This window comes from Methylobacterium sp. J-026 (assembly GCF_022829585.1).
Classification (GTDB): domain Bacteria; phylum Pseudomonadota; class Alphaproteobacteria; order Rhizobiales; family Beijerinckiaceae; genus Methylobacterium.
The window spans coordinates 1-26810 of sequence record NZ_JAKSYC010000028.1 but is presented as its reverse complement, the minus strand read 5'-3'; the positions used below and the strand labels follow the sequence as shown (position 1 = coordinate 26810).

24 protein-coding genes and 1 pseudogene are annotated in these 26810 nt (G+C 71.2%); 12 read left to right on the top strand and 13 right to left on the bottom strand.

Annotation, left to right across the window (positions count from 1 at the left end):
* From MKK69_RS01135 to MKK69_RS01110, 6 genes are all read left to right on the top strand, one after another.
* The coding region (locus tag MKK69_RS01135) for a carbohydrate-binding domain-containing protein (protein ID WP_279598110.1) at positions 1-693 on the top strand (693 nt) is incomplete at its 5' end.
* Positions 694-1043: 350 nt separating this feature from the next.
* Positions 1044-2759 (top strand): type I secretion system permease/ATPase, encoded by a 1716-nt coding sequence (locus MKK69_RS01130; protein ID WP_243964830.1) that lies wholly within the window; start codon positions 1044-1046, stop codon positions 2757-2759.
* The gene (locus MKK69_RS01125) at positions 2759-4246 is read left to right on the top strand and encodes an HlyD family type I secretion periplasmic adaptor subunit (RefSeq protein WP_243964828.1); all 1488 of its coding nucleotides are present in this window, start codon (positions 2759-2761) and stop codon (positions 4244-4246) included. The genes MKK69_RS01130 and MKK69_RS01125 overlap by 1 nt, the downstream gene beginning before the upstream one ends.
* Positions 4247-4452: 206 nt before the next feature.
* Positions 4453-4815, top strand: coding sequence for a hypothetical protein (locus MKK69_RS01120; RefSeq protein WP_243964827.1), 363 nt, complete (start codon positions 4453-4455; stop codon positions 4813-4815).
* Between the two features lie 66 nt (positions 4816-4881).
* Complete coding sequence (locus tag MKK69_RS01115; RefSeq protein ID WP_243964826.1) at positions 4882-5283, top strand: hypothetical protein; 402 nt, start codon at positions 4882-4884, stop codon at positions 5281-5283.
* Positions 5284-5477: 194 nt separating this feature from the next.
* Positions 5478-5762: a hypothetical protein gene (locus MKK69_RS01110; protein WP_243964825.1), complete on the top strand. Its 285-nt coding sequence runs from the start codon at positions 5478-5480 to the stop codon at positions 5760-5762.
* Positions 5763-5809: 47 nt separating this feature from the next.
* Here the strand turns inward: MKK69_RS01110 and MKK69_RS01105 are convergent, their stop codons facing one another.
* Both MKK69_RS01105 and MKK69_RS01100 read right to left on the bottom strand, forming a co-directional pair.
* Positions 5810-6184: a hypothetical protein gene (locus tag MKK69_RS01105; protein ID WP_243964824.1), complete on the bottom strand. Its 375-nt coding sequence runs from the start codon at positions 6182-6184 to the stop codon at positions 5810-5812.
* A gap of 191 nt (positions 6185-6375) precedes the next feature.
* Positions 6376-6723, bottom strand: a complete 348-nt coding sequence (locus MKK69_RS01100; RefSeq protein ID WP_243964823.1) for a hypothetical protein — start codon at positions 6721-6723, stop codon at positions 6376-6378.
* A 524-nt stretch (positions 6724-7247) separates the two neighbouring features.
* Here MKK69_RS01100 and MKK69_RS01095 point away from each other — a divergent pair.
* A complete protein-coding gene (locus MKK69_RS01095) occupies positions 7248-8042 on the top strand; it encodes a hypothetical protein (RefSeq protein ID WP_243964822.1) in 795 nt (264 codons plus the stop codon).
* Positions 8043-8076: 34 nt separating this feature from the next.
* Here MKK69_RS01095 and MKK69_RS01090 read toward each other — a convergent pair whose 3' ends face one another.
* Positions 8077-8652: a LuxR family transcriptional regulator gene (locus MKK69_RS01090; RefSeq protein ID WP_243964821.1), complete on the bottom strand. Its 576-nt coding sequence runs from the start codon at positions 8650-8652 to the stop codon at positions 8077-8079.
* Positions 8653-9380: 728 nt separating this feature from the next.
* Entirely contained in the window at positions 9381-11315 is a 1935-nt protein-coding gene (locus MKK69_RS01085) for an ABCB family ABC transporter ATP-binding protein/permease (protein ID WP_243964819.1), read from the bottom strand.
* Positions 11316-11702: 387 nt separating this feature from the next.
* Between MKK69_RS01085 and MKK69_RS01080 the strand changes: the two are divergent.
* Positions 11703-13037 (top strand): annotated as a pseudogene (locus MKK69_RS01080) (PLP-dependent aminotransferase family protein).
* A gap of 6 nt (positions 13038-13043) precedes the next feature.
* Here MKK69_RS01080 and MKK69_RS01075 read toward each other — a convergent pair.
* Positions 13044-14417: a LysM peptidoglycan-binding domain-containing protein gene (locus tag MKK69_RS01075; protein ID WP_243964817.1), complete on the bottom strand. Its 1374-nt coding sequence runs from the start codon at positions 14415-14417 to the stop codon at positions 13044-13046.
* 210 nt (positions 14418-14627) lie between these two features.
* Between MKK69_RS01075 and MKK69_RS01070 the strand changes: the two genes are divergently transcribed.
* Both MKK69_RS01070 and MKK69_RS01065 read left to right on the top strand, forming a co-directional pair.
* Positions 14628-15224 carry a TIGR00730 family Rossman fold protein gene (locus MKK69_RS01070; RefSeq protein WP_243964815.1) on the top strand — a complete coding sequence of 199 codons (597 nt, stop codon included), beginning with the start codon at positions 14628-14630 and terminating at the stop codon, positions 15222-15224.
* Between the two features lie 32 nt (positions 15225-15256).
* Positions 15257-17044: a methanol/ethanol family PQQ-dependent dehydrogenase gene (locus tag MKK69_RS01065; protein WP_243964814.1), complete on the top strand. Its 1788-nt coding sequence runs from the start codon at positions 15257-15259 to the stop codon at positions 17042-17044.
* On the opposite strand, the gene MKK69_RS01060 is transcribed toward MKK69_RS01065, so the two are convergent.
* Positions 16998-17927: a LysR family transcriptional regulator gene (locus MKK69_RS01060; protein ID WP_243964813.1), complete on the bottom strand. Its 930-nt coding sequence runs from the start codon at positions 17925-17927 to the stop codon at positions 16998-17000. The genes MKK69_RS01065 and MKK69_RS01060 overlap by 47 nt on opposite strands.
* 92 nt (positions 17928-18019) lie before the next feature.
* Between MKK69_RS01060 and MKK69_RS01055 the strand changes: the two genes are divergently transcribed.
* Entirely contained in the window at positions 18020-18892 is an 873-nt protein-coding gene (locus MKK69_RS01055; RefSeq protein ID WP_243964812.1) for an aldo/keto reductase family oxidoreductase, read from the top strand.
* Positions 18893-19182: 290 nt separating this feature from the next.
* Here MKK69_RS01055 and MKK69_RS01050 read toward each other — a convergent pair whose 3' ends face one another.
* The 7 genes from MKK69_RS01050 to MKK69_RS01020 all read right to left on the bottom strand — a co-directional run bounded on the left by MKK69_RS01050 (position 19183) and on the right by MKK69_RS01020 (position 26133).
* Complete coding sequence (locus tag MKK69_RS01050) at positions 19183-20412, bottom strand: ABC transporter substrate-binding protein (RefSeq protein ID WP_243964811.1); 1230 nt, start codon at positions 20410-20412, stop codon at positions 19183-19185.
* Between the two features lie 312 nt (positions 20413-20724).
* Positions 20725-21087, bottom strand: coding sequence for a hypothetical protein (locus tag MKK69_RS01045; RefSeq protein WP_243964810.1), 363 nt, complete (start codon positions 21085-21087; stop codon positions 20725-20727).
* A gap of 363 nt (positions 21088-21450) precedes the next feature.
* Positions 21451-21768: a hypothetical protein gene (locus tag MKK69_RS01040; protein WP_243964809.1), complete on the bottom strand. Its 318-nt coding sequence runs from the start codon at positions 21766-21768 to the stop codon at positions 21451-21453.
* A gap of 367 nt (positions 21769-22135) precedes the next feature.
* Positions 22136-23020 carry a 3-keto-5-aminohexanoate cleavage protein gene (locus MKK69_RS01035; protein WP_243964808.1) on the bottom strand — a complete coding sequence of 295 codons (885 nt, stop codon included), beginning with the start codon at positions 23018-23020 and terminating at the stop codon, positions 22136-22138.
* An 18-nt stretch (positions 23021-23038) separates the two neighbouring features.
* Positions 23039-23797: an SDR family NAD(P)-dependent oxidoreductase gene (locus MKK69_RS01030; protein WP_243964807.1), complete on the bottom strand. Its 759-nt coding sequence runs from the start codon at positions 23795-23797 to the stop codon at positions 23039-23041.
* Positions 23794-24744, bottom strand: a complete 951-nt coding sequence (locus MKK69_RS01025) for a 3-hydroxyacyl-CoA dehydrogenase family protein (RefSeq protein WP_243964806.1) — start codon at positions 24742-24744, stop codon at positions 23794-23796. Before MKK69_RS01025 ends, MKK69_RS01030 begins: the two co-directional genes overlap by 4 nt.
* Positions 24745-25107: 363 nt before the next feature.
* Positions 25108-26133 carry a cyclase family protein gene (locus MKK69_RS01020; RefSeq protein WP_243964805.1) on the bottom strand — a complete coding sequence of 342 codons (1026 nt, stop codon included), beginning with the start codon at positions 26131-26133 and terminating at the stop codon, positions 25108-25110.
* Between the two features lie 359 nt (positions 26134-26492).
* Here MKK69_RS01020 and MKK69_RS01015 point away from each other — a divergent pair.
* On the top strand, positions 26493-26810 hold a 318-nt coding region (locus MKK69_RS01015; protein ID WP_409564763.1), incomplete at its 3' end, for an ABC transporter substrate-binding protein.

Below are 26810 nucleotides of genomic sequence, written 5' to 3'. Positions count from 1 at the left end.
ACGGGCCCGGATCAGCTGGTGCTGAAGATCAGCGAGGACGCCTACAAGGGCGACGCGCAGTACACGATCTCGGTGGACGGCCAGCAGGTCGGCGGCACCCTGACCGCGCACGCCGCCCACGTCGCCGGCTCGAGCGCGCTGGACGACACCGTGACCGTGCAGGGCAACTTCGGCGCCGGGCCGCACACGGTCAGTGTCGCCTTCCTCAACGACACCTATGGCGGCCCCGGCAACGACCGCAACCTGTACGTCGACGGGGCCAGCCACGACGGCACCGCCATCGCCAACAGCAGCCTGAGCCTGCTCAACACCGGATCGCAGCAGTTCACCGTCCCGGCAACGAGCACGGGCTCCGGCGCGTCGGCAGCAGCCACGGGCGCCGGTACGGCCGCTGCCGCGCCGGCTGCCCCGACTGTCGCGCTCACGCACGATACCGGGACAGGCGGCACCCACGTCACCAGCGACGGTCTGGTCACCTATGTGCCGTCCGTGAGCGGCGACACGCTGCACTACAAGCTCGACAGCGGCACGTTCACCACGACGGCCCCGGTCCTGGCCACCGACGGCAGTGCCGACGGCCCGCACACGGTCACCGTCTACGAGACCAATGCGGCCGGTCTCGCGTCGGCCGACGCCAGCCTGATCTTCACCCTCGACACGCATCATGCCGGCAGCGGGTTCCACATGGCGTGAGGGCAGCTGTCGGGGCGATCCCGGCGCTCTCCGCCGCGGTGGTCGAGCGGCCCCAGGGGATAAGATCCGGATCGGCAATGCCGGTCACATATCAAGACATTGAGCGATGCCGTGTTGCATCGCAAGGCATTATGACGGCGTCCGCAAGCTTTCGGCATTGCGGGCGCCGTCATCATTTCGAGATTTGGCGTCGATTGTCAGAATACATCCTACTCTATTGACATCCGTGGCCCGGCGTCTCACTGGAGTCTGATCGTTGCGCCGGCTCGGTTGAGCCTTGATTGAGATCTGCACGGACCATGCCAGGCCCCCGTCTCGCCGGGGCCGGCCTGTGTCGGGGGGCCGAACGCATGCGCCAGGTCGGACAATCGGGCGAGCTGTCGGCGGCGCTCTGGCACAGCGCCGGTGCCTTCATGGGCGTAGCCGGCATGAGCGCGCTCGCGAACCTCCTCACGCTCACCGGCTCGTTCTTCATGCTGGAGGTCTACGACCGGGTCATCCCCAGCCGGTCGATCCCCACCCTCGTCGGCCTGTGCGTGCTCGCCCTCGCCCTGTACGCCGCGCAGAGCGCGCTGGAGGCTTTGCGCGCCCGCACCCTCGCCCGCATCGGGGCGGCGCTGGACGCCGAGATCGGCCCGCGGGTCTTCAGCCTCAGCGTCCAGGCGCCGCTGCGCGGGGCGAAACCGGATCAGGCCGGTCAGCCGCTGCGCGATCTCGAGCAGCTGCGCGCCTTCCTGGCCGGGTCCGGGCCCGCGGCCCTGTTCGACCTGCCGTGGCTGCCCGTCTACGTCGCCGTCTGCTTCCTGTTCCACCCGCTGATCGGGGCGGCGGCGATCGGGGGCGCCGTGCTGCTGGTCGGCCTGACGCTGGCCGCCGAGCTGGCCTCGCGGGCGCCCGCGCGCAGCGCCGCCGCCCATGCGGGGCGGCGGCTGGCGCTGTCCGAGGCCGCGCGGCGCAACGCTGAGACCGTGGCGGCGCTTGGCCTGGAGGACAGGCTGTGCCGGCGCTGGGGGGCGGTCAACCGGGATCACGCCCACGCGCAGCAGCGCGCCTCGGATCTCGCCGGCGGCCTGGGGGCGGTCTCGAAGGCCTGCCGCATGGCGCTGCAATCGGGCGTGCTGGCGCTGGGCGCGTGGCTGGTGATCAACAACCAGGCCAGCGGCGGCATCATCATCGCCGCCTCGATCCTGGTGGCGCGCGCGCTCGCGCCGGCCGAACTGGCGATCGCCAACTGGCGCGTCTTCGTGGCCGCGCGGCAGAGCTGGCAGCGTCTGGCCGAGGCGCTGGAGCGCCATCCGCCGGCCCGCGTCCCGCTCGCCCTGCCGGCGGCGAAGGTCAGCCTGAGCGTGGAGGGCGTTCACGTGGTGCCGCCGGGCGCGGACCGGGCGACGGTGCAGGAGGCGAGCTTCCAGCTGCGGGCGGGCCAGGGGGTGGGGGTGATCGGCCCCTCGGCGGCGGGCAAGTCGAGCCTGGTCCGGGCGCTGGTGCGGATCTGGACGCCGGCGCGGGGCCGGGTGCGGCTCGACGGGGCGGATCTGGGCCAATGGTCGCCCGAGCATCTCGGAGCGCAGATCGGCTACCTGCCGCAGGAGACCGAGCTGTTCGCCGGCACGATCGCGGAGAACATCAGCCGGTTCCTGCCGGACGCCCCAGCCGAGGCGATCGTGGCGGCCGCGCAGGCGGCGGGCGCGCACGACCTGATCCTGAACCTGCCGCGGGGCTACGACACGGTGCTGGGCGAGGCGGGCGCGGGCCTGTCGGCGGGCCAGCGCCAGCGCATCGGCCTGGCCCGGGCGCTCTATGGCGATCCGTTCCTGGTGGTGCTGGACGAGCCCAATGCCAACCTCGACGCGGAGGGTGAGCACGCCCTGACCCAGGCGATCCTGCGGGTGCGGGGACGCGGCGGGATCTGCGTTGTGGTGGCGCACCGCCCGAGCGCGCTGGTGGCGGTCGATCACGTGCTGATGATGCACGAGGGCCGGGTGCAGGCCTTCGGGACCAAGGACGAGGTGCTCAAGCGCGTCCTGCGCCCGGCCCCTGCGCCCGCCCTGCGGGAGAGCGCGTGATGGCGAGCGGGTCCCAGGCCGTGAAGGACGCGTTCCACAGACTCGGCGCGGGCGTGCGCCGGCGCGTCCCGCCGCGGGCGATGGCGCTGTTCGCGGGCGCCCACGCCGAAATCCGCCGCCTCGCGGCCGACGCCGGACGCTTCGCCGCCGCGCAATTCGCGCCCACCAGCCTGGCGCCGGCGGCCGGCGCCTTCGATCCGCGGGCCTCGATCCGGCGTCAGCTGGTGGCGGCCGGGCTGATCGCGGTGGCCCTGGTGCCGGGCATCGGCGGCTGGGCGGCGCTGACCTCGTTCGCCGGGGCGGTGATTGCGCCGGGCCAGCTCGTGGTCGAGTCCGAGGTGAAGAAGGTCCAGCATCCCACGGGCGGCGTGGTCGGCGAACTCCGGGTCAAGGACGGCGACCGCGTCCGGGCCGGCGACGTGCTGGTGCATCTCGACGAGACCCTGACGCGGGCCAACCTCGACATGACGCGCAAGGCCCTGGACGAGCTGGCCGCGCGCCGCGCCCGCGCCGAGGCCGAGCGGGACGGCCTGAGCGAGGTCACGTTCTCGCCCTCGCTTCTGTTGCGACAGGGGGCCGATCCGGAAGTCGCCGCGCTGGTGGAGGGTGAGAGCCGGCTGTTTTCCGCGCGGCGGGCGAGCCGGGACGGGCAGCGGGCGCAGCTGTCCGAGCGGGCCTCGCAGCAGCAGGAGGAGATCGCCGGGCTGGGCGAGCAGGTGGCCGCCAAGGCGCGGGAGATCCGGCTGATCGGCAACGAGCTCAAGGGGGTCCACGACCTCTACGCCCGGAATCTCGTCGCGCTCTCGCGGGTGACGGCGCTGGAGCGGGACGAGGCGCGGCTGGAGGGCGAGCGCGGGCAGCTGACCGCGTCGATCGCCTCGGCCAAGGGCAAGATCGCCGAGACGCGGCTGCAGATCCTGCAGGTAGACGCGGAGATGCGCACCGAGGTGGGCAAGGACCTCGCCGAGATCCGGGCGAAGTGGTCGGAGCTGTCGGAAAAGCGGGTGGCGGCGGAAGACCAGCTCAAGCGCGTCTATCTGCGGGCGCCGCAGGACGGGGTGGTGCACCAGATGAGCGTGCACACGGTCGGCGGTCTGGTGACGCCGTCCGAGCCAGTGATGCTGGTCGTCCCGGACGCCGACCGGCTGGCGGTGGAGGTGCACATCCAGCCGCAGGACATCGACAACGTCCGGGTCGGCCAGAGGGCGGTGCTGCGATTCTCGGCCTTCAACATGCGCACGACGCCGGAGATCGACGGGGTCGTGAGCCGGGTCTCGGCGGATGTGGCGAGCGATCCGAAGACCGGGATGAGCTTCTACACGGCACGGATCGCGGTGGCGGACCCCCAGCGGGCGCGCCTGGGCGGGGTCCGGCTGGTCCCGGGCATGCCGGTGGAGGCGTTCCTGCAGATCGGGGAGCGGACGGTGCTGAGCTACCTCGTCAAGCCGATGTCCGATCAGATCGCCAAGGCGTGGCGTGAGAAGTAGGGGATCGGGCATCGGGACGGGATCGTCCGCCCCGTGACGCGGCTGACGCCGATCGCGTCACCGCCGCCGCCGTCCCGCGCACCGCTCGGGACGAGCTTGGATCGCGGCAGGATCAGAACGGCCGACCGATCGAGACGGTGTTGACTTGCGTTGCGCGGTCTACGCCCTTGTTTTAAGCTCGATCGATAACATTGCCGGTGAGTTCCATGTTGTTCACCATCGTATCGGAGCGTGCGGGCGTAAGCAGCCGGGACACGCGCACGACGCCGCACGAGGCGCTCCTCCTCGCATCCACCTTGGTCCAGGGCGGCGTCGAGAAGGTCTGGGTCTTCGATGCGCGCGGGGTGTTCGTCAGCGCCTCGGCGCTGCAGCAGATGGCACGGGAGCGCGCGGAGCCGGCCGAGACGCAGGCTGTCGTCGTGAGCGGCACCACCGACCTTCTCGCCCGTGATCCTGAACCGGCGCGCCCGGGCGACGATGCGGCCGCGGCGGGCGAGGCGCCCGTCGGCACCAAGGGGCCCGTGCCGAAGAACGGGCGCGTGTTTCGGATGGCGACGCAGCGGTACTGAGCGCTGGGCGTCCTCGAGTGCGGCGCGCCCGAGCGACGCCGCTGCGGATGAAGTCTGGAGACCGCGATGCCCTTCACGATCATGACCGAGCGGCAGGCCGTCAACACCTACACCCGGCGGAACACGGCGCGTGAAGCCCTGTTCCTGGCCTCGTCACGGGTGCACGATGGCGCCGAGAAGGTGATGGTCTACGATGAGTGGGGCCAGTTCGTCGGCGCGGCGGCCCTCGCCGCGGCGGCGCGTGACGAGATCGGCGCGGTGAACGCGGTTCAGAAGGCCGTCGATGCGGCCGTGGCGGAACTTCTCACCCTGGAGCCGCAGCCCTACACGCCGAACAGCGGCCTGACGATCGACATGACGGCCGGCACGACATCGCGATCGGCCACGCCGGAAGCGGTCGAGGCACACGCCGAGCCGGTGAAGCGCGGCCGCGTCCGCGTCTTTCGTGCGGCCGGCAAAAGTGATTGAGCGCATCTCGGCGCGGCGATGTCGCTGTGTACTGAGACCGATCGGATCAGGTCGGCGATGCGCGGGCGGTTTTGATCGGGCGTGTCGATCGCCTTGAGCGGTCTCCGCCAAAACAGTTGTGCGTCGTTATCGGATCCCGTCATCGCGCTGATCGTCCTGGCACAAGAGCAGACCCGCTCCGGAGACTCACGGCGATGATGGACGACGAGACGAGCGCCGAGGACGATCCGATTTGGTTGGATTGGCAGACCGTCAGGCGGACCGACCCGGTGGAACGCGTGGCCCGCGCGCTGTGCAAGTTCGACGGAAGGGAGCCCGACTCCGTCGCGTCATCGGATCGGACGGAGCCGTTCGTCACGGAGGACGGGATCGCGGTCCTCAGAAGCATCGAAGAGCCCGCGTGGAAGAAATACGTGCGGGAAGCCTCCCGTCTCGTGGCCGCGTTCCGCGCCTTCACCGGCCCCGAGGGCGGTGACTGAGCCTCTGAGTGTGAGCGTGATCCCGCCCCCGCGCTTGCCGAGATCCATCACGCCCCCCGGGAACCGCTGCCCATCCGAAACCGGATCGGCCGGCCGGCCACGGCCCCTCCGAGGCCGTCGGTGATCGCTATCGGGAAGCAGCCGGCGATGGCCGAAAGGGTGGCGGCGATGAAGGCCTGCTGTTGGTCGCGGTCGCCGACCAGCCGAGCATAGGTGATCCGCGGCTTGCCCTGGAGCGTCCCGTCACGCTTGAGCGTGAACAGGACGGTGACTTCGGACCCCGCCGCCTCGGGCGCGACCTGAGCACGGCGCGCGCAGGCGCCCAGGGTCTCCCAGAGCGCGTGCAGCGAATTGGCCGCCTCCGCGTGCGCCGGCGATCCGGCGAGCATCAGGGCGAAGGCCGCAGCGGTGACGCGCATCATCTCGCCCTCTCGGGATCGGCGGCCTGCGGGCGCGACGTGGGCCTGTCCCGGAGGGGCCGGTCGCCGCGACGCCGGCCACACGGTCGAGCGTTTCTTCCCGTCTCGGCCCGCCCAAGGCGCGCACGCATCGGGCTATGACCGCGTGCTCGGACGCCGGTCGGCCTCGAGCCGGACGGGGGCCTCGGGCCGGATCAGTCGGCGGGCGATGGCTCATCCTCCGGAGCCGTGGCCGCCGGTCGCGCCGCCCGGCCGCGTTTTGCCGGAGGCGTCGCCTCGCAGCCCGCACAGATCGATCCCATCGACTGTTTGAGCTTCGCGTCCCGTTTCCGGTCGGACGCGGCCGTCTTGGCCGAATTGGTATCGAACCGCTTGCGGGTGGCCTCGAGATCGACCGGGCCCGCGTTCGTCGCCGGGGCCGGGACTGCGGCGGACGGTTGTGGTCGACGCGCGGGCGCCGCCGGCGGTGCCGATTGCGCGAGACACGCGGTGCTCGCCAGGATGAGAAAGCCGAGACCTGCGGCAGCACGATATGGGCGCATCACGCTCCCTCGGAGGACCACACGGGCTCCACTGCGGGCCGGGGAGCCGGAAGCGCCACGGCGTCCGGCCGCCAGACCCAGCGGAATGTCGCGGCTCCGGATCTACCATCTGCCGCGAGGCTCAACAACCGAGGAGCGAATTTGCGTTCCAGCGCGGCGAATGACCCGTCGGGACGCCGGTGTGAATCGATCGCAACCGCGCGCTGCACCGACCCGATAGGGCCGCGTGGACGCTCGGCATGCGACGGGCGCTATGTCGTGCGCGCGGGAGCGGGTGTCGGATCGCATCTCGCGACGATGCTCGATCCGTATCCCACGCCGATACCGGATCGCGCGCGTCACGGTCCTGCGGCCGGGGCTCTCGTCGATGCTGACGCCGCGCACGTTCGATCGCGGAATGTCCAGACCGGGGCGCGATTGCTGCTTTCCTTGAGTCTCGACTGCTCTTCACGCTTTCTGCATTGATGTATGTGATCATCGGCAAAACGACTACCATGAACGCAGCCGGACCTCAGGAAGCCACCGTGATCGCGAGCACAGGACAGCCCGCTTCGACGCTGATGTTCGGGCTCGACAGCGATGCCTGGGACCGGGCTCTGATATACTCCCTGATCGCCGCGGCCATCGCGACGGTCTTCGTCGGAGTGTCGGCGGCTGGATCGATCATCACCCACAAGAGAGACGCCGCCGCCGCCGAGGGGCATCTGAAGCGATACAAGGATGCCGCCGCCCAGCACGGTGTCGAGGCGAGAGCGGACGCTGTCGCGGCGGATCGAGCCGCGGGGCCCACCGTCGAGGGGCCCGGCCGCGCGCAGCCCGGGGCCGAGAATCCGCACGTGCCGCGGTTCGTGAGAGAGGCAGGCGCACAGCGCTCGGTGCTGGAGACGGACGCGGGCTCGGGCGCGCCTCCGGTTCGATCGCCCGATTCCGACCTGACCCCCGCACAGGCGACCGCGCTGATCGGCGCGCTCGGGACCGCGCGGGGCAACATCTCGATCGATTACGAGGGCGGGAACCGGGAGGCACAACCGCTGAGCGGTAAACTCCAGGACGCCTTCCGGAGTGCGGGATGGAATGTGTCCTCAGGGATCATCCTGGGTCTCGCCAATCCCCCGGATTCGGGGATCCTGCTCCGGGTCAACAGAAGCGGGATCACGGCGCTTCAGGAGCGGGTGGTGCAGGCGCTGAAGGCCGCTCGGATCGGGTTCGATCTTCGTCCCGACCGTGATCCGAGGCCGCCGGGCAGCCGTCACGTGCATGCGCCCATCGGAATGGGCGTCGACGATGTCGAAGTCGTCGTGACCGGCCCGCGGCCCTGAGGCGGGCGGCGGCGCTCGTCGGGTCGCCTGTCCGTCAGACGAGCGCCGAGAGGCGCGAGATCAACATCACCAACTCCGCCTGCCGATTCGTGCGCGTCTTGGCGAAGATCGCGGCCAATTGCGTGCGGATTGTCGCCACGCTGACGTTGTGCGTCGAGGCCGCCTCGTTGACCGTGGCGCCGCTGGCGAGGAGCGCGGCCAGCCGCGCTTCCGCGGCGGTCAAGCTGAAGACGCGTTCCAGCGCGGCCGTGTGCGGGCGTGGCGCCTGCTCCAGGTCGATCAGGAGCAGCACGGTGTGGGACATCTCTTCGCCGAGGACCGGCACGAGGATCGCGCTCATGATGAGCGGACGCTTGCCCTCGCGCATGGTCAAGATCCAGTTCTCGCCGTCGAGCTGGACCCGCGCCTTGGAGCGGGCGAGAAGCTGCTTGATCGTGTCGCGTCCGCTCCCGTCGAGCAGATCCGGCCCCGCGTCCGCGTATCCGATCACATCCTGCAGGATGCGCTGCGCTTCGGCGTTGGCGGCAAGAACATGACCCTGGGTCGACAGGATGAGGCCACCGCAACCCAGGCGTCCGAAGACCTGCAGCAATGGCGCGCCGACCAGCATCGTTTCCTGACTGCTCATGCGTCAGTCTTCAAGACGCAAGATACGTCGTTGTCAGGCTATCGTGACCTGATAGCGGCCAATAGATTGGCTCGACCGGGGGAATATATTCAATCTCTTCGATAGAACTGCGCCGATATTTATTCGTCTGTCCATGAATGGTGCGAAATAAAGCGTCATCCTTTATGAGCATATTTCGCAGCTCCAAGCTTCGGTGACGGGATTACTCGGTACATTACATGATCATACCAGGCATACGCGTACAGAATGCCAGAACGATTATGGGAGGCCCTATATAGTCGCCTCTTCTAGGCCTACAATATGTTTTGCCAAATTATCGTCGATGAAGACCGCTGATGTCCAGATCCGGACGGGCTCGGCGCGCTCTTCAAAATGGTTCCTCCCACCTTACCCCGAATCCGATGAATTCGCTTTCGGCGGAGCGGCACTTTCGGCGATCGACGTGACGATGAATGTCGATCAGTCGGTCCATTTATTGAGCCCAGTGCGGTCTAAAAATTTCTGATATGCATAGCTTTGTTGTTGATGAATTATATCGAGATGTGCCGGAACTGCAAGTCGGGTGTCACTGAGGATCAGTGTGCCATCCAATGTTGCGACGCAGCATCACGAAGTCTCAGCCTCCGCGGAGCGCTGCGTCGGGGACGATCGCCGTCGCCTTTCGCGGGCGGGCGCGACGAAGGTCGATGTCCCGGACGCGGCCCGGTCGCCTACTCCGCCGGCTCGGCCTGCGTCTCCACGCGCCGCTCGGGCGCGCGCTCGGTGCGGACAGGGACCACCGGCGACTCGGCCCGTTGCAGCACCTCGATCGCCGCGTCGGCCTCCCGCTGGCGGTCCCAGAGGGCCGCGTAGACACCCCCCGCCTCCAAGAGCTCGGCATGGGTGCCGCGCTCGACGATGCGGCCGTGGTCGAGCACCAGGATCGCGTCGGCGTTGACCACCGTGGACAGCCGGTGGGCGATCACCAGGGTGGTGCGGCCGCGGCTGACCCGGTCCAGGGCCGCCTGGATCTCGGCCTCGGTGAACGAGTCGAGCGCCGAGGTCGCCTCGTCGAGGACCAGGATCGGCGGCGCCTTCAGGATCGTGCGGGCGATGGCGACCCGCTGCTTCTCGCCGCCCGACAGCTTCAGGCCGCGCTCTCCCACCGGGGTGTCGTAGCCTTCCGGCAGACCCGAGACGAAGCGGTCGATCTGGGCGAACTGCGCCGCCTCGCGCAAGTCCGCGTCGCTGGCGTCGGCCCGGCCGTAGCGGATGTTGTAGCCGATCGTGTCGTTGAACAGCACCGTGTCCTGCGGGACCATGCCGATCGCGGCGCGTAAGGAGTCCTGCGTCACCGCGGCGATGTCCTGCCCGTCGATGCTGATCCGGCCGCCCTGAGGCTCGTAGAACCGGAACAGCAGCCGCGACAGCGTCGACTTGCCGGCCCCCGAGGGGCCGACCACCGCCACCGTCTGGCCCGCGGGAATCGCGAAGGAGACGCCGCGCAGGATCGGCCGCTCCGGGGTGTAGGCGAAGCGGACATCCTCGAACCGCACCGTCCCGCCCGCGACCCGCAAGGGCACGGCGCCCGGCCGGTCGGCGATCTCGGGATTCTGCCCGAGGATGCGGAACATGTCGTCGATGTCGATCAGCGCCTGTTTGATCTCCCGATAGATCATGCCCATGAAGTTCAGGGGCATCGAGAGCTGCACCAGCATGGTGTTGGCGAGCACGAAGCCGCCGATCGTGGTGCGCCCCGCCAGGATGTCGCGCGCCGCAAGCCACATCACCGCGGTCATCCCGAGGGTGAAGATCAGCGCCTGCCCGGCATTGAGCACGGCGAGCGACACGTAGGTCTGCGTCGAGGCCTTTTCGTACTTGGCCATCGACACGTCGTAACGGGCCGCCTCGCGGGCCTCCGCGCCGAAATATTTGACGGTTTCATAATTGAGCAGCGAATCGACCGCCTTCGTGTTGGCGTCGGTGTCGGAGGAATTCATCCGGCGGCGGATGGCGATCCGCCACTCCGTCGCCTTGTAGGTGAAGGCCAGATAGGCCGCGACCGTCGCGAAGGCGGTCGCCGCGTAGGTCCAGCTGAATTCGTAGGCGAGCACGCCCAGCACCAGCACGAACTCGACGATGGTCGGCACGAGCGTCAGCACCATCAGGCGCGACAATTCCTCGATGCCCGAGCGGCCGCGCTCCAGCACCCGGGTGAGGCCGCCGGTCTTGCGCTCCAGGTGGAAGCGCAGGGACAGGCGGTGCATGTGCTCGAAGGTCTGGAGCGCCAGCCGCCGGACCGCGTGCATCGCCACCTTGGCGAACAGCCCGTCCCGCACCTGGGTCAGCGCCGACATGGCGATCCGCGAGACCCCGTAGAGGGCGATCAGCAGCATCGGCGCGGCGAGCAGGCCCGTCGGCACCGGCGCATCCTTGCCCCCGATCGCCGCGACCAGGGCGTCGGTGATCCACTTGAAGGTGAACGGCGTCACCATGGTGACGAGCTTGGCCGCCAGCAGCAACCCGAACGCCAGGAAGACCCGCCGCTGCAGATCGGGCCGGCCGTGCGGCCAGAGATGCGGCCAGAGCCGGCGATAGGTGGCGATCAGCCCGGGGCGCTCGGCCGGGAGCTTCGGCCCGGCCGGGGGCGCGGTGTCGTCGGTCATGAAAGGTTCTGCGGGGCGGGATGTCGTGAGCCCCGCATATAGGCGCGGCGGCGCGCGGGATCACCCGCACGGCGCGCAGGGCATCGTCTCACGCCCGCCAGAACGGCTTTCGGATCTCTGCGCGCAGGAGCCACGGATCGAGGCCGGCCTCCCGGACCTGGTCGGGATGGAGGGAAGCGAGGGCCCGCCGGGTGTGGATTCGGCGCAGCCAGATCCGTACCCGGGAGGCGGGGTCCGCGCGGGGGAGGCGGACGGGTGACGAGGAGAGCGTGGAGGTGAGCATCGCGGACGATCCGGTGGCGGGAGAGCAGTCCGGCCGGGATTGCTGCCGCAGCATTGGTCCGATACATCTCTCGGATCAATCGAAACATTGACCTCGGAGCAATGATGCCGGCCATCGACTTCCGCTCCGTCGCCGACGCCATCGCGGACGACATCGCCGCCGGCCGCCTGCGCTCCGGGGCGCGGCTGCCGCCGCAGCGCGACTTCGCGTACGAGCGGGGCATCGCGGTCTCGACCGCGAGCCGGGTCTACGCGGAACTGGCCCGCCGCGGCCTCGTGACCGGCGAAGTCGGGCGGGGCACCTATGTCCGGTCCGAGCCGGGCCGGATCGGGCCGCTCCAGCCGGAGCCGCCGCCGGCGGCCGTCGATCTCCAGCGGACCCATTCGCGGCTGCCCGAGCAGGAGGCCGTGCTGGCCGAGACCCTGGCGGCGCTCGCCCGCGGCGGCGCCGAGATCGGGTTCGGCCAGTACGGGCCCGCGGGCACGCCGCAGGCGCGATCGGTCGCGGCCAAGTTCCTCGCCCGCGACGGCTACGCCCCCGAGGCGGACGACATCCTGTTCACCGGCAATGGCCGTCAGGCCGCGGCGGCGGCCCTCGCAGCCCTCGCGGGGCCGGGCGAGCGGATCGGCTGCGAGCCGCTGACCTATCCGGCGGTGCGGGGCATCGCGGCCCGGCTCGGGATCACCCTGGTGCCGGTCGCCATGGACGCGGAGGGGATGTGTCCGGACGCCCTCCTCCAGGCGCACCGGGCGGCGCCCCTGAGCGGCGTCTACATCTAGCCGACGCTGCAGAACCCCCTCGGCGCCACGATGGGGCCGGCGCGGCGGGCCGACCTCGCCGCCATTCTCGAACGGACCGGGCTCACCGCCATCGAGGACGCGGTCTACAGCTTCCTCGCCGACGCGCGGCCCCTCGCCAGCCTCGCGCCGGACCGGGTGATCCTGGTGGACAGCCTCTCGAAGCGGGTGATGCCGGCGCTGACGGTCGGCCTGATCGCCGCGCCCCCGCCCCTGACCGACCGGCTCGCGGCCTCCGTCCGCCAGGGCGCCTGGACCGCGCTCGGCCTGTCGCTTGCCGCCGGCATGCACTGGATGGCGGGCGGCTCGGCGGCCGCGCTGGCCGACGCCAAGCGCCGGGACGCCGCGGCCCGGCAGGTCATCGCGCGGGCGGCGCTCGCGGATTTGCGGGTGGTCGGCGCGCCCGACGCCTATCACCTGTGGCTCGAACTCCCCGAGACGTGGCGGGCCGAGGCCTACGCGGCGGCGGCCCTGCGCCAGGGCATCGCCCTCCTCCCGGCCTCGGCCTTCGCGGTCCATCCCGGCCACGCGCCGAACGCCGTCCGCCTCGCCCTGGCGGCGCCGTCGCGCCAGGACCTCGATCAGGCCCTGCGCCGCCTGCGCCGCCTCGCCTTCGCGGGCGACGATCAGGTCATCGAGTGAGCGGCCTCACCCGCGCTTGTCCGTCGGCAGCACGAAGATCTGGCCCGGATAGATCAGGTCGGGATCGCGGATCTGGGTCTGGTTGGCGTCGTAGATCACCGTGTAGCGCTCGCCGCGGCCGTAGGTGCGCTGGCTGATCCGCCAGAGGTTGTCGCCCCGGGTGATCTTGGCCGTGCTGATCTCCGGCACGTACACCGCTCCGGACGCGGCCTCGCCCCCCGCCTCCGCCGCCAGGGTCCGCGTCTCCGGCAGGGCGGGCGCCGCCGCGGCGGGCGCGGCCGACCCGGTCCGGTCCGGCCCGGCTTTGCCCGTCGCCTGCGCCGTACCCTGCGCACGGCCCTTAGCATCGCCCTTGCCGTCACCCGTACCGCCACCCCTGCCGTCGCCCTTGCCGCCACCCTGCCCGTCCGCCCGGGCCGCGCCGCGGGCGGCGACCTGCGCCGGCTCCGGTACCGTCAGCGGGACCTCGGCGCGCGTGTCGACCTTGCCGGTGGCCGGGTCGATCCGGTCGATCCGCACCTGATACTGGCCCGGCTTGACCCCGCGCCCGATGGTGAAGCTCGCCCGGCCGTCCGGGCCGATCCGGCCCGGCGCGATCAGCGTATCGTTGAGGTAGAGCCGCAGGGTCGCGCCGGGCGCGCCGGTCGCCGTGACGAACAGACGGCCGTTTCCCTGCACGTCGACGCTCACGATCCGGGTCGCCGGCCCCGCCCCGGGGCCGCCCGAAGCGAGACCGCCGGACGGTGCGGCGTCCGCGACCCGGGCGCCGGGGCCGGGCGCGCCGGGCTGCGACAGGACGACGGTCGCCGCGTCCGGGGCGGTCAGGGCGACGAGCGGCTGGCGGTCGCGGCCCGGGGCGACCTGCACGGCCACACTCTGCTCCGAACTGGCCGCGTGCCCGTCCCGGCCGGTCATGCGCAGGCGGATCTCGCTGGGCCCGGCGGGCAGGGCCGGCGGCACGATCGCGAACTGCCCGCTCGCGTCGGCGGTCGCCGTGGCCACCGGCTTGCCATCGACCAGCATCTCGATGACGGCGTGCGGCGCACCCCGCCCGGCCACCACGGTATCGCCGTTCGGCTCGACCCGGACGATGTCGAAGCGCGGCGTCTCGGCGGCCCCGGCCGCCGGATTCCCGGCCCCGGCGGGGCCCGGGGCGTCATCGCGGAAATCGATCGGCGGGTCCGTGCGCCGCGCCAGGGTGCCGGGATCGGCGAGGCTCCGCGCGCCGCTCTCCGGTGCCGATTTGGCGGGGGGCTCCGCCGCCGGCCGCCCGGTCAGCGACCGCAGGGATTCGCCGCCGAACAGGGCCAGCACGAGGGCGAGACCGCCGATAAGGCCGGCGAGCGCCAGGACGAGACTGCGCCGCACCTGTCCCGACATCGACAACCCTCAGCCCCCCTCGATCCTGACCCGCCGCGCTGGAAAAACCGTCGACGGAGCCGCCCATAATACCGTACATGGGGCCGACACCAAGCCGTCCCGCCGCCCAGGCGGGTGAATCCCGCGCGACTTCAGCAGTTTGGCGCGTGGAGCGCCGGACGCGGGGCTCTCTCTGACGGCTCGCAAACGGACGCGCGAGGAGGGCGCCGGATGGCCCCGGTGAGGACAGTCTGTGTCTATTGCGGCTCCGGCTTCGGCCGGGACCCCGCCTTCCGCGCGGCCGCGGAGGTCCTCGGGACCGCCCTCGCGCGGGCCGGGATGCGCCTGGTCTATGGCGGCGGCGATGTCGGCCTGATGGGCACGGTGGCCCGGGCGGCTTTGGCCGCCGGCGGCCACGTCACCGGCATCATCCCGGACTTCCTGCAGGCGCGGGAGCACATGCTGGCGGAGGTGCAGGAGACCGTGGTGGTGCCCGACATGCACACCCGCAAGCGCCTGATGTTCGAGCGCTCCGACGCCTTCGTGACCCTGCCGGGCGGCATCGGCACCCTGGAGGAGCTGGTCGAACAGCTGACCTGGGCCCAGCTCGGGCGGCACCGCAAGCCCGTGGTGCTGGTCTCGGTGGCCGAGTTCTGGGCGCCGCTGCTCGCCCTGTTCGAGCATATGCGCGGCCACGGCTTTATCCGCGAGGGGCTCGATCTCAGCTACCTCGTCACCCGCGAGGCGGCCGAGGTGGTGCCGATGCTCCGGGAGACCGGGCATCAGCCCGACCCGCAAGCCGAGGACATCGTGCAGCAGCGGATGTGAGGCGGGTCGCGCGAGACGAGAGGACGTTCGGGATGCGCGCTTCCATCGTCGCGGCCCTGCCGCTCGCCTGCCTCGCCGGCGCCGCGGCGGCTGCCGACGCGTCCGTCCTCCAGACCCTCGACTACGCCAACACCCGCTATTCCGACCTCGACCGGATCGACGCCGGCAATGTCGGCCGCCTCAAGGTCGCCTGGACCTTCTCCACCGGGGTCCTGCGCGGGCACGAAGGCGCGCCGATCGTGATCGGGCACGTGATGGTCGTGCACACGCCGTTTCCCAACACGGTCTACGCCCTCGATCTCGACCAGGGCGGAAAAATCCTGTGGCGCTACGCCCCCCGGCAGGATGCGGGCGTGATCGCCGTGATGTGCTGCGACACGGTCTCCCGCGGGCTCGCCTCCGCGGACGGGCGCCTGTTCCTGCAGCAGGCCGACACCACCGTGGTCGCCCTCGATCCGGAGACCGGCCGGGTGCTGTGGTCGGTGAAGAACGGCGATCCCGCCCGGGGCGAGACCAACACCGCCACGGTCCTGCCGGTCCACGGCAAGCTCATCGTCGGGCTCGCCGGCGGCGAGTACGGCGCCCGCTGCCACGTCACCGCGTACGACCAGGCGACCGGCAAGCGTCTCTGGCGCGCCTACGCCACCGGGCCGGATGCCGACATGCTGGTCGATCCGGAGAAAACCACGGAACTCGGGCGCCCGATCGGCCGGGATTCCTCCCTGAAGAGCTGGGAGGGCGACCAGTGGCGGATCGGCGGCGCCTGCAGCTGGGGCTGGTTCTCCTACGACCCGGATCTGAACCTCGTCTATTACGGCACCGGCAATCCCGCGACCTGGAACCCGGCCCAGCGCCCGGGCGACAACCGGTGGTCCATGGCGATCATCGCCCGCGACGCCGATACCGGAATGGCCCGATGGGTCTACCAGATGACGCCCCACGACCAGTGGGACTATGACGGCGTCAACGAGATGATCCTCACCGAGCAGGCGATCGGCGGGCGCCCGCGCAGGGTGCTGACCCATTTCGACCGGAACGGTTTCGGCTACACCCTCGACCGCGCCACCGGCGAACTTCTGGTGGCAGAAAAATTCGACCCGCGCGTCAACTGGGCCAGCCGGATCGAGATGGATCCCGCCGCCCCGTCCTATGGCCGGCCGGTCGTCGACAAACGCTACGCCCCCGGCGAGGCCGACGAGGAGGAGGTCACCAAGAACATCTGCCCCGGGGCACTCGGCGCCAAGAACCAGCAGCCTGCGGCCTACTCTCCGCTGACGCGGCTGTTCTACGTGCCGACCAACCACATGTGCATGGATTACGAGGCGTTCCGGGTCACCTACACGCCGGGCCAGCCCTATGTCGGCGCGACCCTGACCCTGCACCCGCCGGAGGGCACGGACCGGACCGGAGCCTTCATCGCCTGGGACGGCGCCCGGGGGACGATCGCGTGGTCGATCCCGGAGCCCTTCTCGGTCTGGTCGGGGGCCCTCGCCACCGCGGGCAACGTCGTGTTCTACGGCACGCTGGAAGGCTACCTGAAGGCGGTCGATGCCCGGGACGGGCGCGAACTCTACCGGTTCAAGACGCCGTCCGGGATCGTGGGCAACGTCACCACCTACCTGCATGGCGGCCGGCAATACGTGGCGGTGCTGTCCGGTATCGGCGGCTGGGCCGGGATCGGGCTCGCGGCCGGGCTCACCGATCCCGCAGACGGATCGGGGGCGGTGGGCGGCTACGCGGCCCTGTCGCAGTACACGGCCCCGGGCGGGCAGCTCACGGTCTTCGAATTGCCGGATCCGGGGCCGCCGGCCGCGCGGTGACGAAGTCCACGAAGGCACGCAGCGGCGCCGGCAGGTGCCGCCGGCCCGGATAGTAGAGGAACGGGCCGGAAAATTCCTGCCACCAGGGTTCCAGCACCGGCTCCAGGGCGCCGCTGTCGAGCTGCGGGCGGAGCCAGCCCTCGAACAGGTGGATGATCCCGGTCCCCGCGACGGCCGCCGCCACGGCGAGGTCGCTGGCGCCGACCCGCACGATCAGCGGCCCGGACGGGTCCACGCGGACGACGGCGCCGTCGCGCTCGAACTCCCAGGGTGCCGTCAGGGCGCCGCTCGGGAACCGGCCGAGCAGGCAGGCATGGGCGAGGAGATCGCGCGGATGCGCCGGCCGGCCGTGCCGGTCGAGATAGGCCGGTGCCGCCGCGGTGGCGAAACGCTGCCGCCGCGGCCCGATCGGCACCGCGATCATGTCCTGCTCCAGCCGCTCATCGTAGCGGATGCCGGCATCGCAGCCCGCCGCCAGCACGTCCACGAACCCGTCCTCGGCGACCACCTCCAGGCGGATCTCGGGATAGGCCGCCAGGAAGGGCGGCACGAGCGCCGGCAGGACCAGCCGGGCCGCGCTCAGCGGCACGTTCAGCCGCAGCGTCCCGGCCGGCCGGTCGCGGAACCCGTTCACCACGTCGAGGGCGGAGTCCACCTCCGCGAGCGCCGGGCCGAGCCGTTCGAGCAGGCGCGCGCCGGCCTCCGTGGGGGCGACGCTGCGGGTGGTCCGGTTCAGGAGGCGCACGCCGAGTCCCGCCTCGAGCCGGCGCACCGCCTCGCTGAGCCCCGACGCGCTGCCGCCCCCGGCGCGGGCGCCCTCGCGAAAGCCCCCCGCCCGCGCCACGCGCACGAAGGCGGTCAGGTCAGCCAGATCCGTCGTCATCGTTCGAAATTCCGAACAGCCCGTCCCGATTGTCCCCGGTTATGCCATCGATCCAGGCCGGCTACATCCAAGGCGCCAACAGGAGATTCGCCATGACCGACATCGCGCAGGCCGGCACGTTCCAGATCGGCGACCGCACCGTGAGGCGCCTCGGATACGGGGCCATGCAGCTCGCCGGGCCCGGCGTGTTCGGACCGCCGAAGGACCGGGCAGCCGCGGTCGCGGTGCTGCGCGAGGCCGTGGCGCGGGGCGTCGACCATATCGACACGAGCGACTTCTACGGGCCGCACGTCACCAACCAGATCATCCGCGAGGCGCTCCACCCCTATCCGGACGGGCTCGTGATCGTCACCAAGGTCGGCGCCCGGCGCGGGCCCGATGCCTCGTGGAACCCGGCCTTCTCGGCCGAGGAGCTGACCCGGGCGATCCACGACAACCTGCGTAACCTCGGCGTGGACGCCCTCGACGTGGTCAACCTGCGGTTGATGTTCGACGCCCACGGCCCCGCGGAGGGTCCGATCGAGGCGCCGCTGACAGTGCTGGCGGATCTGCAACGGCAGGGCCTGATCCGCCGGATCGGCCTGAGCAACGCCACGCCCCGGCAGGTCGCCGAGGGGCGCCGGATCACCGGGATCGCCTGCGTGCAGAACCAGTACAACCTCGCCCACCGGGGCGACGACGCCTTCATCGCCGATCTCGCCGCGTCCGGCATCGCCTACGTGCCGTTCTTCCCGCTGGGCGGATTCAGCCCGCTCCAGTCGGACACCCTGTCGGCGGTGGCGGCCGGGCTCGGGGCGACGCCGATGCAGGTGGCGCTGGCGTGGCTGCTGCGCCGGTCGCACAACATCCTGCTGATCCCGGGGACGTCCTCCCTCGGCCACCTGCGCGAGAACCTCGCGGCGGCGGAGCTTCGCCTGCCGGAGGAGGCGCTGGCGGCTCTGGATCGGATCGGGGGAGCCCAATGAGGCCTCACCTGGCGCCTTCCTTCTCCCCTCGCGAGCTACGGTGTCCGCACATCTCCTTCGGAACAGAAACGAACGGCTCCGCTGCTCTCCCTCCCCCCTCTGCGGGGGAGGGTGGCCCGCGAAGCGGGTCGGGAGAGGGGAGCGACGGTGCAGAACGTAGCTCTGTGCTGTGTGAGGGCCGTGTTCTTTCTTGAACCCGGGTTCCCCTCTCCCGACCCTCACTGACGCGAGGGCCACCCTCCCCCACAGAGGGGGGAGGGAGAGCACGCGGCACGCGCTTTGAGAAAGCCCTACTTCGCCGTCATGGTGGCCAGCATCGGGCACCCGCCCTCGCTCATCGGCCGGAACGCCTGCTCGGCCGGGATCGTCTCCAGCACCTTGTAGAGGTCCCACTCGCCCTTCGACTCGGCGGGTGTCTTGGCCTCGAACAGGTACATCGGGTGGATCTTGCGCCCGTCCGGCCGGATCGTGCCCTGGCCGAACAGCGGATCGTCGGTGGGGATCGCCTTCATCTTGGCGACCACGGCGGCGCCGTCCTTGGCCGAGTGCAGGGCCGCCACCGCCTTCAGATAGTGCAGCGTGCTGGCGTAGACGCCGGCTTGATAGGAGGTCGGCTTCTTGCCGGGCATCCGTTTCTCGAACCGCTCCGCGAAGGCGCGGGTGCCGTCGTTGAGGTCCCAGTAGAACGAGGCGGTGAAGTCGAGCCCCTGGGCGACCTCCAGGCCGAGCGAATGGATGTCGGTGATGGCGATCAGCAGGGCGGCGAGTTTCTGGCCGCCCTGGCGAACGCCGAACTCGTGCGCCTGCTTGATGGCGTTGGCGGCGTCGAGCCCGGCATCGGCCAGCCCGATCACCTGGGCGCCGGATCCTTGAGCCTGGAGCAGGAACGAGGAGAAGTCCGGGTTCGGGAAGGGCGTGCGCACGCCGCCCACGACCGTGCCGCCGTTCGCCTGCACCACCGCCTTGGTGTCGCGCTCCAGGGCGAGGCCGAAGGCGTAATCGGCGGTGATGAAGTACCAGGTCTTGCCGCCGCGCTTGAGCATCGCCTTGCCGGTGCCGTTGGCCAGCGCCGCGGTGTCGTAGGTCCAGTGCACGGTGTTCGGCGTGCAGGCCGGGCCGGTGAGATCGGCGGTGCCGCCGCCCGAGTTGATGAAGGCCTTGTTCTTCTCCTTGGTGATCTGCGCGATGGCGAGCGCCACCGAGGAGGTCGGCACGTCGAACACCGCGTCGACGCCGTCGCGGTCGTACCATTGCCGGGTGATCGAGGCGCCGACATCGGGCTTGTTCTGGTGGTCGGCGGCCACGACCTCGACCTTCAGGCCCTGGGTCTCCGGCTTGAAGTCCTCGACCGCCATGCGGGCGGCCACCACCGAGCCCTCGCCGGTGGAGTCGAAATAGACGCCCGAGCGGTCGTTCAGCACGCCGATCTTCACCGGCACGAGGTCGGCCGCCGGCGCAGCGCCGGCGCCGAGCGCGCACACGAGTCCCAGCAGTCCCGCGACGCGGTGGCGGACCGTCATGTCTCTCTCCCTGGATGTCACACCCGGCGGCGTTGTTCGCCGCTCGGGACTCGCCCGCAGGCAGCTTATCCGCGAGCGCTTGGACCGGATACTGCAGCGGGTGAGGATGCGGTCGATCCGTCAGTGGCCGGTCTGATGACCGCCGCTCCACCCCCGAAATCGCGCGCGTCTGGTCCCGGCCGATCGGACTGGAACCGGTGATCCGCTCGGTCGACAGGGCCAATCGACGTGCGCGTTGACGCGTGACCGGCGCCTGCGCCCCGCGGCAGGGTGCGGGGGTGTTCGGCCACCGGAGGGCCGGCGCGGCGGTTCTCACCACATCCGGGTGATCTCGTTCTCGCCGATGCCATGCCCTTCGACCACCACGGGCGCGTACAGGAAGCCGGGCGTGACGCTGATCGTCCACGCGGGACTCAGCTGTTCTCGCGCCAGCGCGAGCGCCTCGTCCGCCGTCCGGGCTCGCGCCGCGAAGACCTGCGCCTCCGGCTCACCGTTGGCGCCCGGTCGATCCGTGATCGCGACGATCTGAAAGGCACTGTCCATGGCTTGGACATGGGACGTGCGCGCGTGGCGGCAATACCGATGAACCGCATACCGGGCCGCATCCACGAGCGCCCGGCTCGCCTCACCGAAGCGCTGTGACCCGTTCCGTCGCGTCTGCGCGCGGAACCGCATTCCGCTGCGCCTCGGTTACGCAACGCCGGAAGGCCGGGCTCTGCGCCGGTATTCCACGGTCCAGGCACGTGGTGACCGCGTCGGCCAAGGCGCGCACCGGTTCGTCCGATCGGCTCACGATCCCGCCCGCCCCCGCGGTTGACCGCAAGCTGCCTGTAACGACGGGGTTCGATTGCGGGCCGAGGCAGCCGCCGAGCGCCAGAGCTACGATGATCGCGCAGACAGCATGGGGTCGCACGGCATCTCTCCGCGTCCGAGGGTCAGACTACGCAGAGACTGTGCCGCTTGCCTAGGGTAGCGGTGCCACACCCTACGATTGCGTCCCCTCACCCCTGCGGGTGATCGGATACCGGGTGGGTGAGATCAGTGCAGGATCGGCGCCGCGCCATCCTGCTCAGGATCGCCCGCCCCAGGATCGCCCGCCCGTGCAGCCTGCGCCTGAGCCCGGACCTGAACGAGCGCCTGCTCGATGCAGCGCGCCGCCACTTGGAGGCCGGCTTCGGCGACGTCGGGGGAGCAGGCTGGTGTTGGACTGGCGGCGAGTCTGTCCTGCACGGCCCGCATGAAGAGGCCGAGGTCGTCGCGGTGGCGCCCGGCGACCAACTCGGCGCCCATCAGCCGGATCATGTTGGTGAGCGCGGCCAGCGCCACGTCCTTCGGATCGCAGATCGAATCGGTCATGGCAGGGAGGTTCGCCCGCAGCAACTTTAGAACTGTTCTTACATCATGCGCTGACCCATGTGCCTCACGGTCGCGACAGCTAGCGGTCTCGTGATCGAGAGACGGGTAGCTGAGCGGCCGTCCCTACCCTCCACAGCCCACCCGTGACGCGTTCCCGCTGCCATGGCCGCCGCCCCTCGGGCTCTTGTACACGCGGGCGATTCCCCCTTGCGGGCGGAGGGACGCGCGCGTCGTTCGAGCGCGCCGCAGGCAATCCGCCGCTCACCCGAGACCGGAGCTTCACAGGAGAGGTTTGCCGGCGCGCGCCGACGGTATGCTGTCGGGCCGGCGCGGAGTTTGCCGGCCTTGCATCCAGGGCCCGAACCCGTCACGCCCGGGGCGCCAGACCGAAGATCGCCCGGGCCTGATCGGGTGTGGCCGGTTCGCGGTCGATATGGGCGAGCAGGCTCACCGCCTTCTCCACCAGGGCCGCGTTGCTCGGCGCGAGCCGGCCCCGGGACAGGTACAGGTTGTCCTCCAGACCGACCCGGACGTTGCCGCCCATGCCGGCCGCGACCGCGAGCATCGGGTATTCCTGCCGGCCGATTCCGAAGGCCGACCAGACGGCGTCCTCCGGCAGGCGGGCCCGCATCGCCACCAGCGCCTCGGGGGTGGCCGGTGCCCCCCAGGGGATGCCGAGGCAGATCTGGAACAGGGGCGGGCGCGCCAGATGCCCCTCGGCGATCAGGTGCCGGGCCAGCTCGATCTGGCCGAGGTCGAACACCTCGATCTCCGGCTTCACGCCCGCCTCCCGGATCTGGGCCGCCATGGCGCGCAGGTGGGCCGGGGTGTTGAGGAACAGGTGCTCGCCGAAATTCATCGTGGCGATGTCGAGGGTGCAGATCTCCGGCCGCAGAGCCGCCACGTGCCGGGTGCGGGCCTCCGGGCCCACGAAGGTCGTGCCCGGGCCGGCCAGGGCCGGATCGGGATCGCCCGGCACGAACCGGCCCCCCGCCCCCGTGGTCAGGTTGAGGATCACGGCCTCGTTCTTCTCGCGGATCCGCTCCACCACCGCGCGGTAATGGGCGAGCTCCATGCTGGGGGCGCCGGTCTCGGGATCGCGGACGTGGATGTGGACCACCGCGGCCCCCGCGTCGGCGGCCTCCAGGGCGGACTGGGCGATGGCCTCCGGGCTCACCGGCACGGCCGGGTTTTTCCTCGGCGTGTCGAAGGAGCCCGTGAGGGCGCAGGTGATGACGGTGGTGCTCGACATCGCTGTCCTCCCCGGTTCTCACATCACCCCGCCGTCGACCGTGATCGTCTCGCCGGTGATGTAGGCGGCGCCCGCGGCGAGGAAAAAGATCGTCTCGGCGATATCCTCCGGCCGGGCCATGCGGCGGAGCATGGTGTGCTGCACCGTCGCGGCTTTGCGGGCCTCCGGCCATGGGTCGGTCCAGGGGGTGGCGACGAGGCCTGGGGCGACCGCGTTGACCCGCACGTCCGGGGCCAGCGCCCGGGCGAGGCTGCGGGTGAGGTTGATCAGCCCGGCCTTGCTGGCCGAGTAGGCGATCGACGAGCCGCGCCGCCCGAGCCCGGCGACCGAGGCGGTGTTGACGATGGCGCCCCGATTCTTCCTGAGGGTCGCCGCCGCCGCCCGCGCACAGCGATACGGCCCGAGCAGGTTGGTCGCCAGGATGGTCTGCCAGAAGTCTTCGGTCATCGCGTCGAGGTCCTCGAACGCGATGGGCGTGGTGGTGCCGGCCGTGCCGGCGTTGTTGACCAGCACATCGAGGCCGCCGAGCCTATCGATGCCGTCCGCCACCATCGCCTCGGCCGCGCCCGGCGCCGAGACGTCCCCGGGCAGGGCGATCACCGAAAGCCCCTCCCCCGCCAGCCGGGCGGCCTCGGCGGGGCCGCGGGGATCGTCGGGCAGGTGGTTCAGCGCGACCGTCGCGCCGTTGCGCGCGAAGTGCGCCACCGTCGCGAGCCCGATGCCCGACGAGGCTCCGGTGACGAGGACGCGTCGTCCCGAAAGATCCGCCCCGATCATGTTCCCTCCATCCGGCCGATCCCGGCCATCGCGGCTTTGAGCGCCAGGAGCTTGCGGTCGCGCTCGCGGAACAGCTCCTCCGGAGGGCGCCCGCCCCAGTCGAAATAGCCGCGCCCCGCCATCACCCCGGTCCGGCCTTCGGCGCAGAGGGCGTCCAGGGTCTCCGAGCGGGTGCGCGGCGGCGGCGGCGCGTAGCTGGCGTTGGCGAGCGCCCGCTGGGTCAGCTCCAGCCCGGTGAAGTCCGCCTTGGCGAGGTGGCCGAGGATCGGGATGCGCAGGCTGAGGCCATGGATGATCGCGTCGTCGATGTCCCTCGGCGCGGCGATGCCCTCGTCGAGGAGCCGGAAGACCTCGGCGCTGATCGCCTGCTGGATCCGGTTGGCCACGTAGCCGGGGATGAAGCGCTTCAGCACGATCGGGACCTGGCCCAGCCCGCGCACCAGATCGGCCATCGCGGCGACGACCGCCGGGTCGGTGCCGGGGCCGGGCACCACGTCGACGAGGTCGACGATGTAGGGCGGCGTGTACCAGTGCAGGATCAGCGCCCGCCCCTGCCGGCCTTCCGGGATCAGCGGGAAGACGTCGAGGTAGCTGGTGTTGCTGGCGAGGATCGTGTCCGCCGGGCAGAGCCGGTCGAGCTCGGTGAACAGCGCACGCTTGGCCTCCGGGTTCTCGGTGATCGCCTCGATCACGAGGCCGGCGCCCGCCACCGCGGGTTCGAGCTCCGCCTCGACCCGGACGGTGCGTGCCAGCCTGTCGGCATCCCAGCCCTCCGGGGCGGCGCCCGCCTCCTGCAGGGTCGCGAGAGCGGAGGCCATGAGGGCGGGCACCCGCGCGCGGGTCTCGGGCTGCGTGTCGGTGATCCGCACGGCATGCCCGTGGAGCGCCAGCACCAGGGCGATGCCGTGCCCCATCAGGCCGCCCCCGACGATCGCGATCTCGGTCATGCGGCGGCCTTTCCGGGTGGGATGGCGATCGGAGAGGCTGGCCGGCTTACGGAGCATCGCTCACGGGATGGATCGCGCGGAAGGCTTTGCGGTCCGGACCTGCCACGCGCCCTCCCTCCCCCCTCTGCGGGGGAGGGAGGCGCCCGAAGGGGGTCGGGAGAGGGGAGCGACGCCGCAGAATAAGGCTGTATCCGTCCGGCCAGTCGCGCCCTTTTCTGAACCCGGGTTCCCCCCTTGCGGGACTTCGTCCCGACCCGACCCCTGCTGACGCAGGGGCCACCCTCCCCCGCAAAGGGGGGAGGGAGACGCGTTTGCGACCGTGCGTTCATGGCCTTCGATGCGCGCGCTTCCATTCCGCCCCCCTCACACCGTCGCGATCGGCGTCGTCGGCGAGCCGACCGCGCCGGGCAGGCGCAGGGGCGGGGCCGTCAGCAGGAACCGACAGCGGCCGTGCGCGCGCAGCCAGTCGGCCAGCGGCGTCAGGTGCCAGAGCTCGCCGAGATTGACCCCGAGCTTGAACAGGCAGTGCTCGTGGAGCGGCAGCGTCGCGCAGCAGGCGGGTCCGGGCCCGGCCGGATAGGCCTCGACGGCGTAGTTGTCGGCGATCAGCGCGGACAGCCCGGTGCGGGTGATCCAGTCGAGGAGCGCCGGGTCCCGCCCGTCGAGCCCGGCGCAGAGGGTGTGGACCAGCTTCGGGTCCGGATTGCCGCCCATGGCGATCAGCCGCTCGGCGAAGCCCGTGTGCAGGCAGACCATGTCGCCGGGCTCGACCACGACACCGTCGGCCTCCAGGATCCGGGCGAGCTGGGCGTAGCCGACCTTGGTCTTGGCGTCGCCGAGATGGGCGCGCAGGTCGATCATCACCGCCCGGCCCTGCATGCCGGCCTCGGCGAGGCGCTCGATCCCGAGGTGCTTCGCCCGCGACGGCTGGTCCGCCGCCTCGGCGCGCTCCGGCCCGACGATGTCGCGGCCGCCGCGGAAGCCGTTGTAGAAGGTCGGGCCCGCGCCGGTGCCGTCCGCGTCGAACAGCGACCCGACATGGGCCAGCGAATCCCACTGCGTCGAGTATTGCAGGTGGATGACCGCCCGGTCGTCGCAGATCACGTCGGTGGCGCCCTCGACCTCCTCGCAGACCGGGAAGTTCATGTTCGGCCGGCCGTTGGCGCGCCGGGTCGGGGTGATCTGCGGCGGGTGCCGGCGCGGGTTCAGGACGTTGCCGCCCGGCAGGTCGAGGGGCAGGCTGAGGCAGAAGATCAGGCCCTCCCGCACCTCGGCGACGCCCTGGCGCACCTTCTCGGGGGTGAGGAGGTTGAGGCGCCCGCGCTCGTCGTCGCGGCCGAAATCCCCCCAGGTCGAGCCCTCGGGCCGGCGGGTCCAGCGCAGAGTCATGGGCGTCGTCCCCGGCAGGGCCGGGCGCCGCGGCGCGGGACGGTCCCGGGCGCGGCCAAGCGTGCGTTCCTCACCTGTCCGTCGCCCTTCTCCGAGGCCGTCGGTCCCGCTTCGCGTCGGGCCGGGCACGAACCTAGGCCGGGAGGGCCGGACTCGGAAGCCCCGCGGGCGGACAGGGCGGCCCTCGTGAAACCCCCTCGTGAAACCCCCGCCGCAGCGGCGCCGCCGACGCGGCGCGAACGACTCGGGGGAAACGTCACCCGTCCCGCGCCGACCGGCCCTTGTGATCCGTCGGGCGCCGGCTACAGTCGACCCAAGCCCGCGAATAAAAAATGCGGGCGCCCAGAGAGGAAATGCCGATGTCCGAGACCGCGCGCGCCGTCGCCCGGCGCGTCCAGATCCGGCGTATGCTACCCGCGCTGCTGGCGGCGGGCTCGATGCTCGCCGGCCCGGCGCGGGCGGCCGACCCGATCCGGATCGGCGTGATCGCCGAGGCGCAATCGGTCGCCGGGGCCTCGATCCCGCAGGCCGTGCAACTCGCCGCCGACGAGATCAACGCCAAGGGCGGGGTCGACGGCCGGCAGATCCAGGTCGTGACCTACGACGACAAGAGTTCCGCCTCCGACGCGGTGCGCGCCTTCCAGCGGGCGGTCTCCGAGGACAAGGTCAGTCTCGTC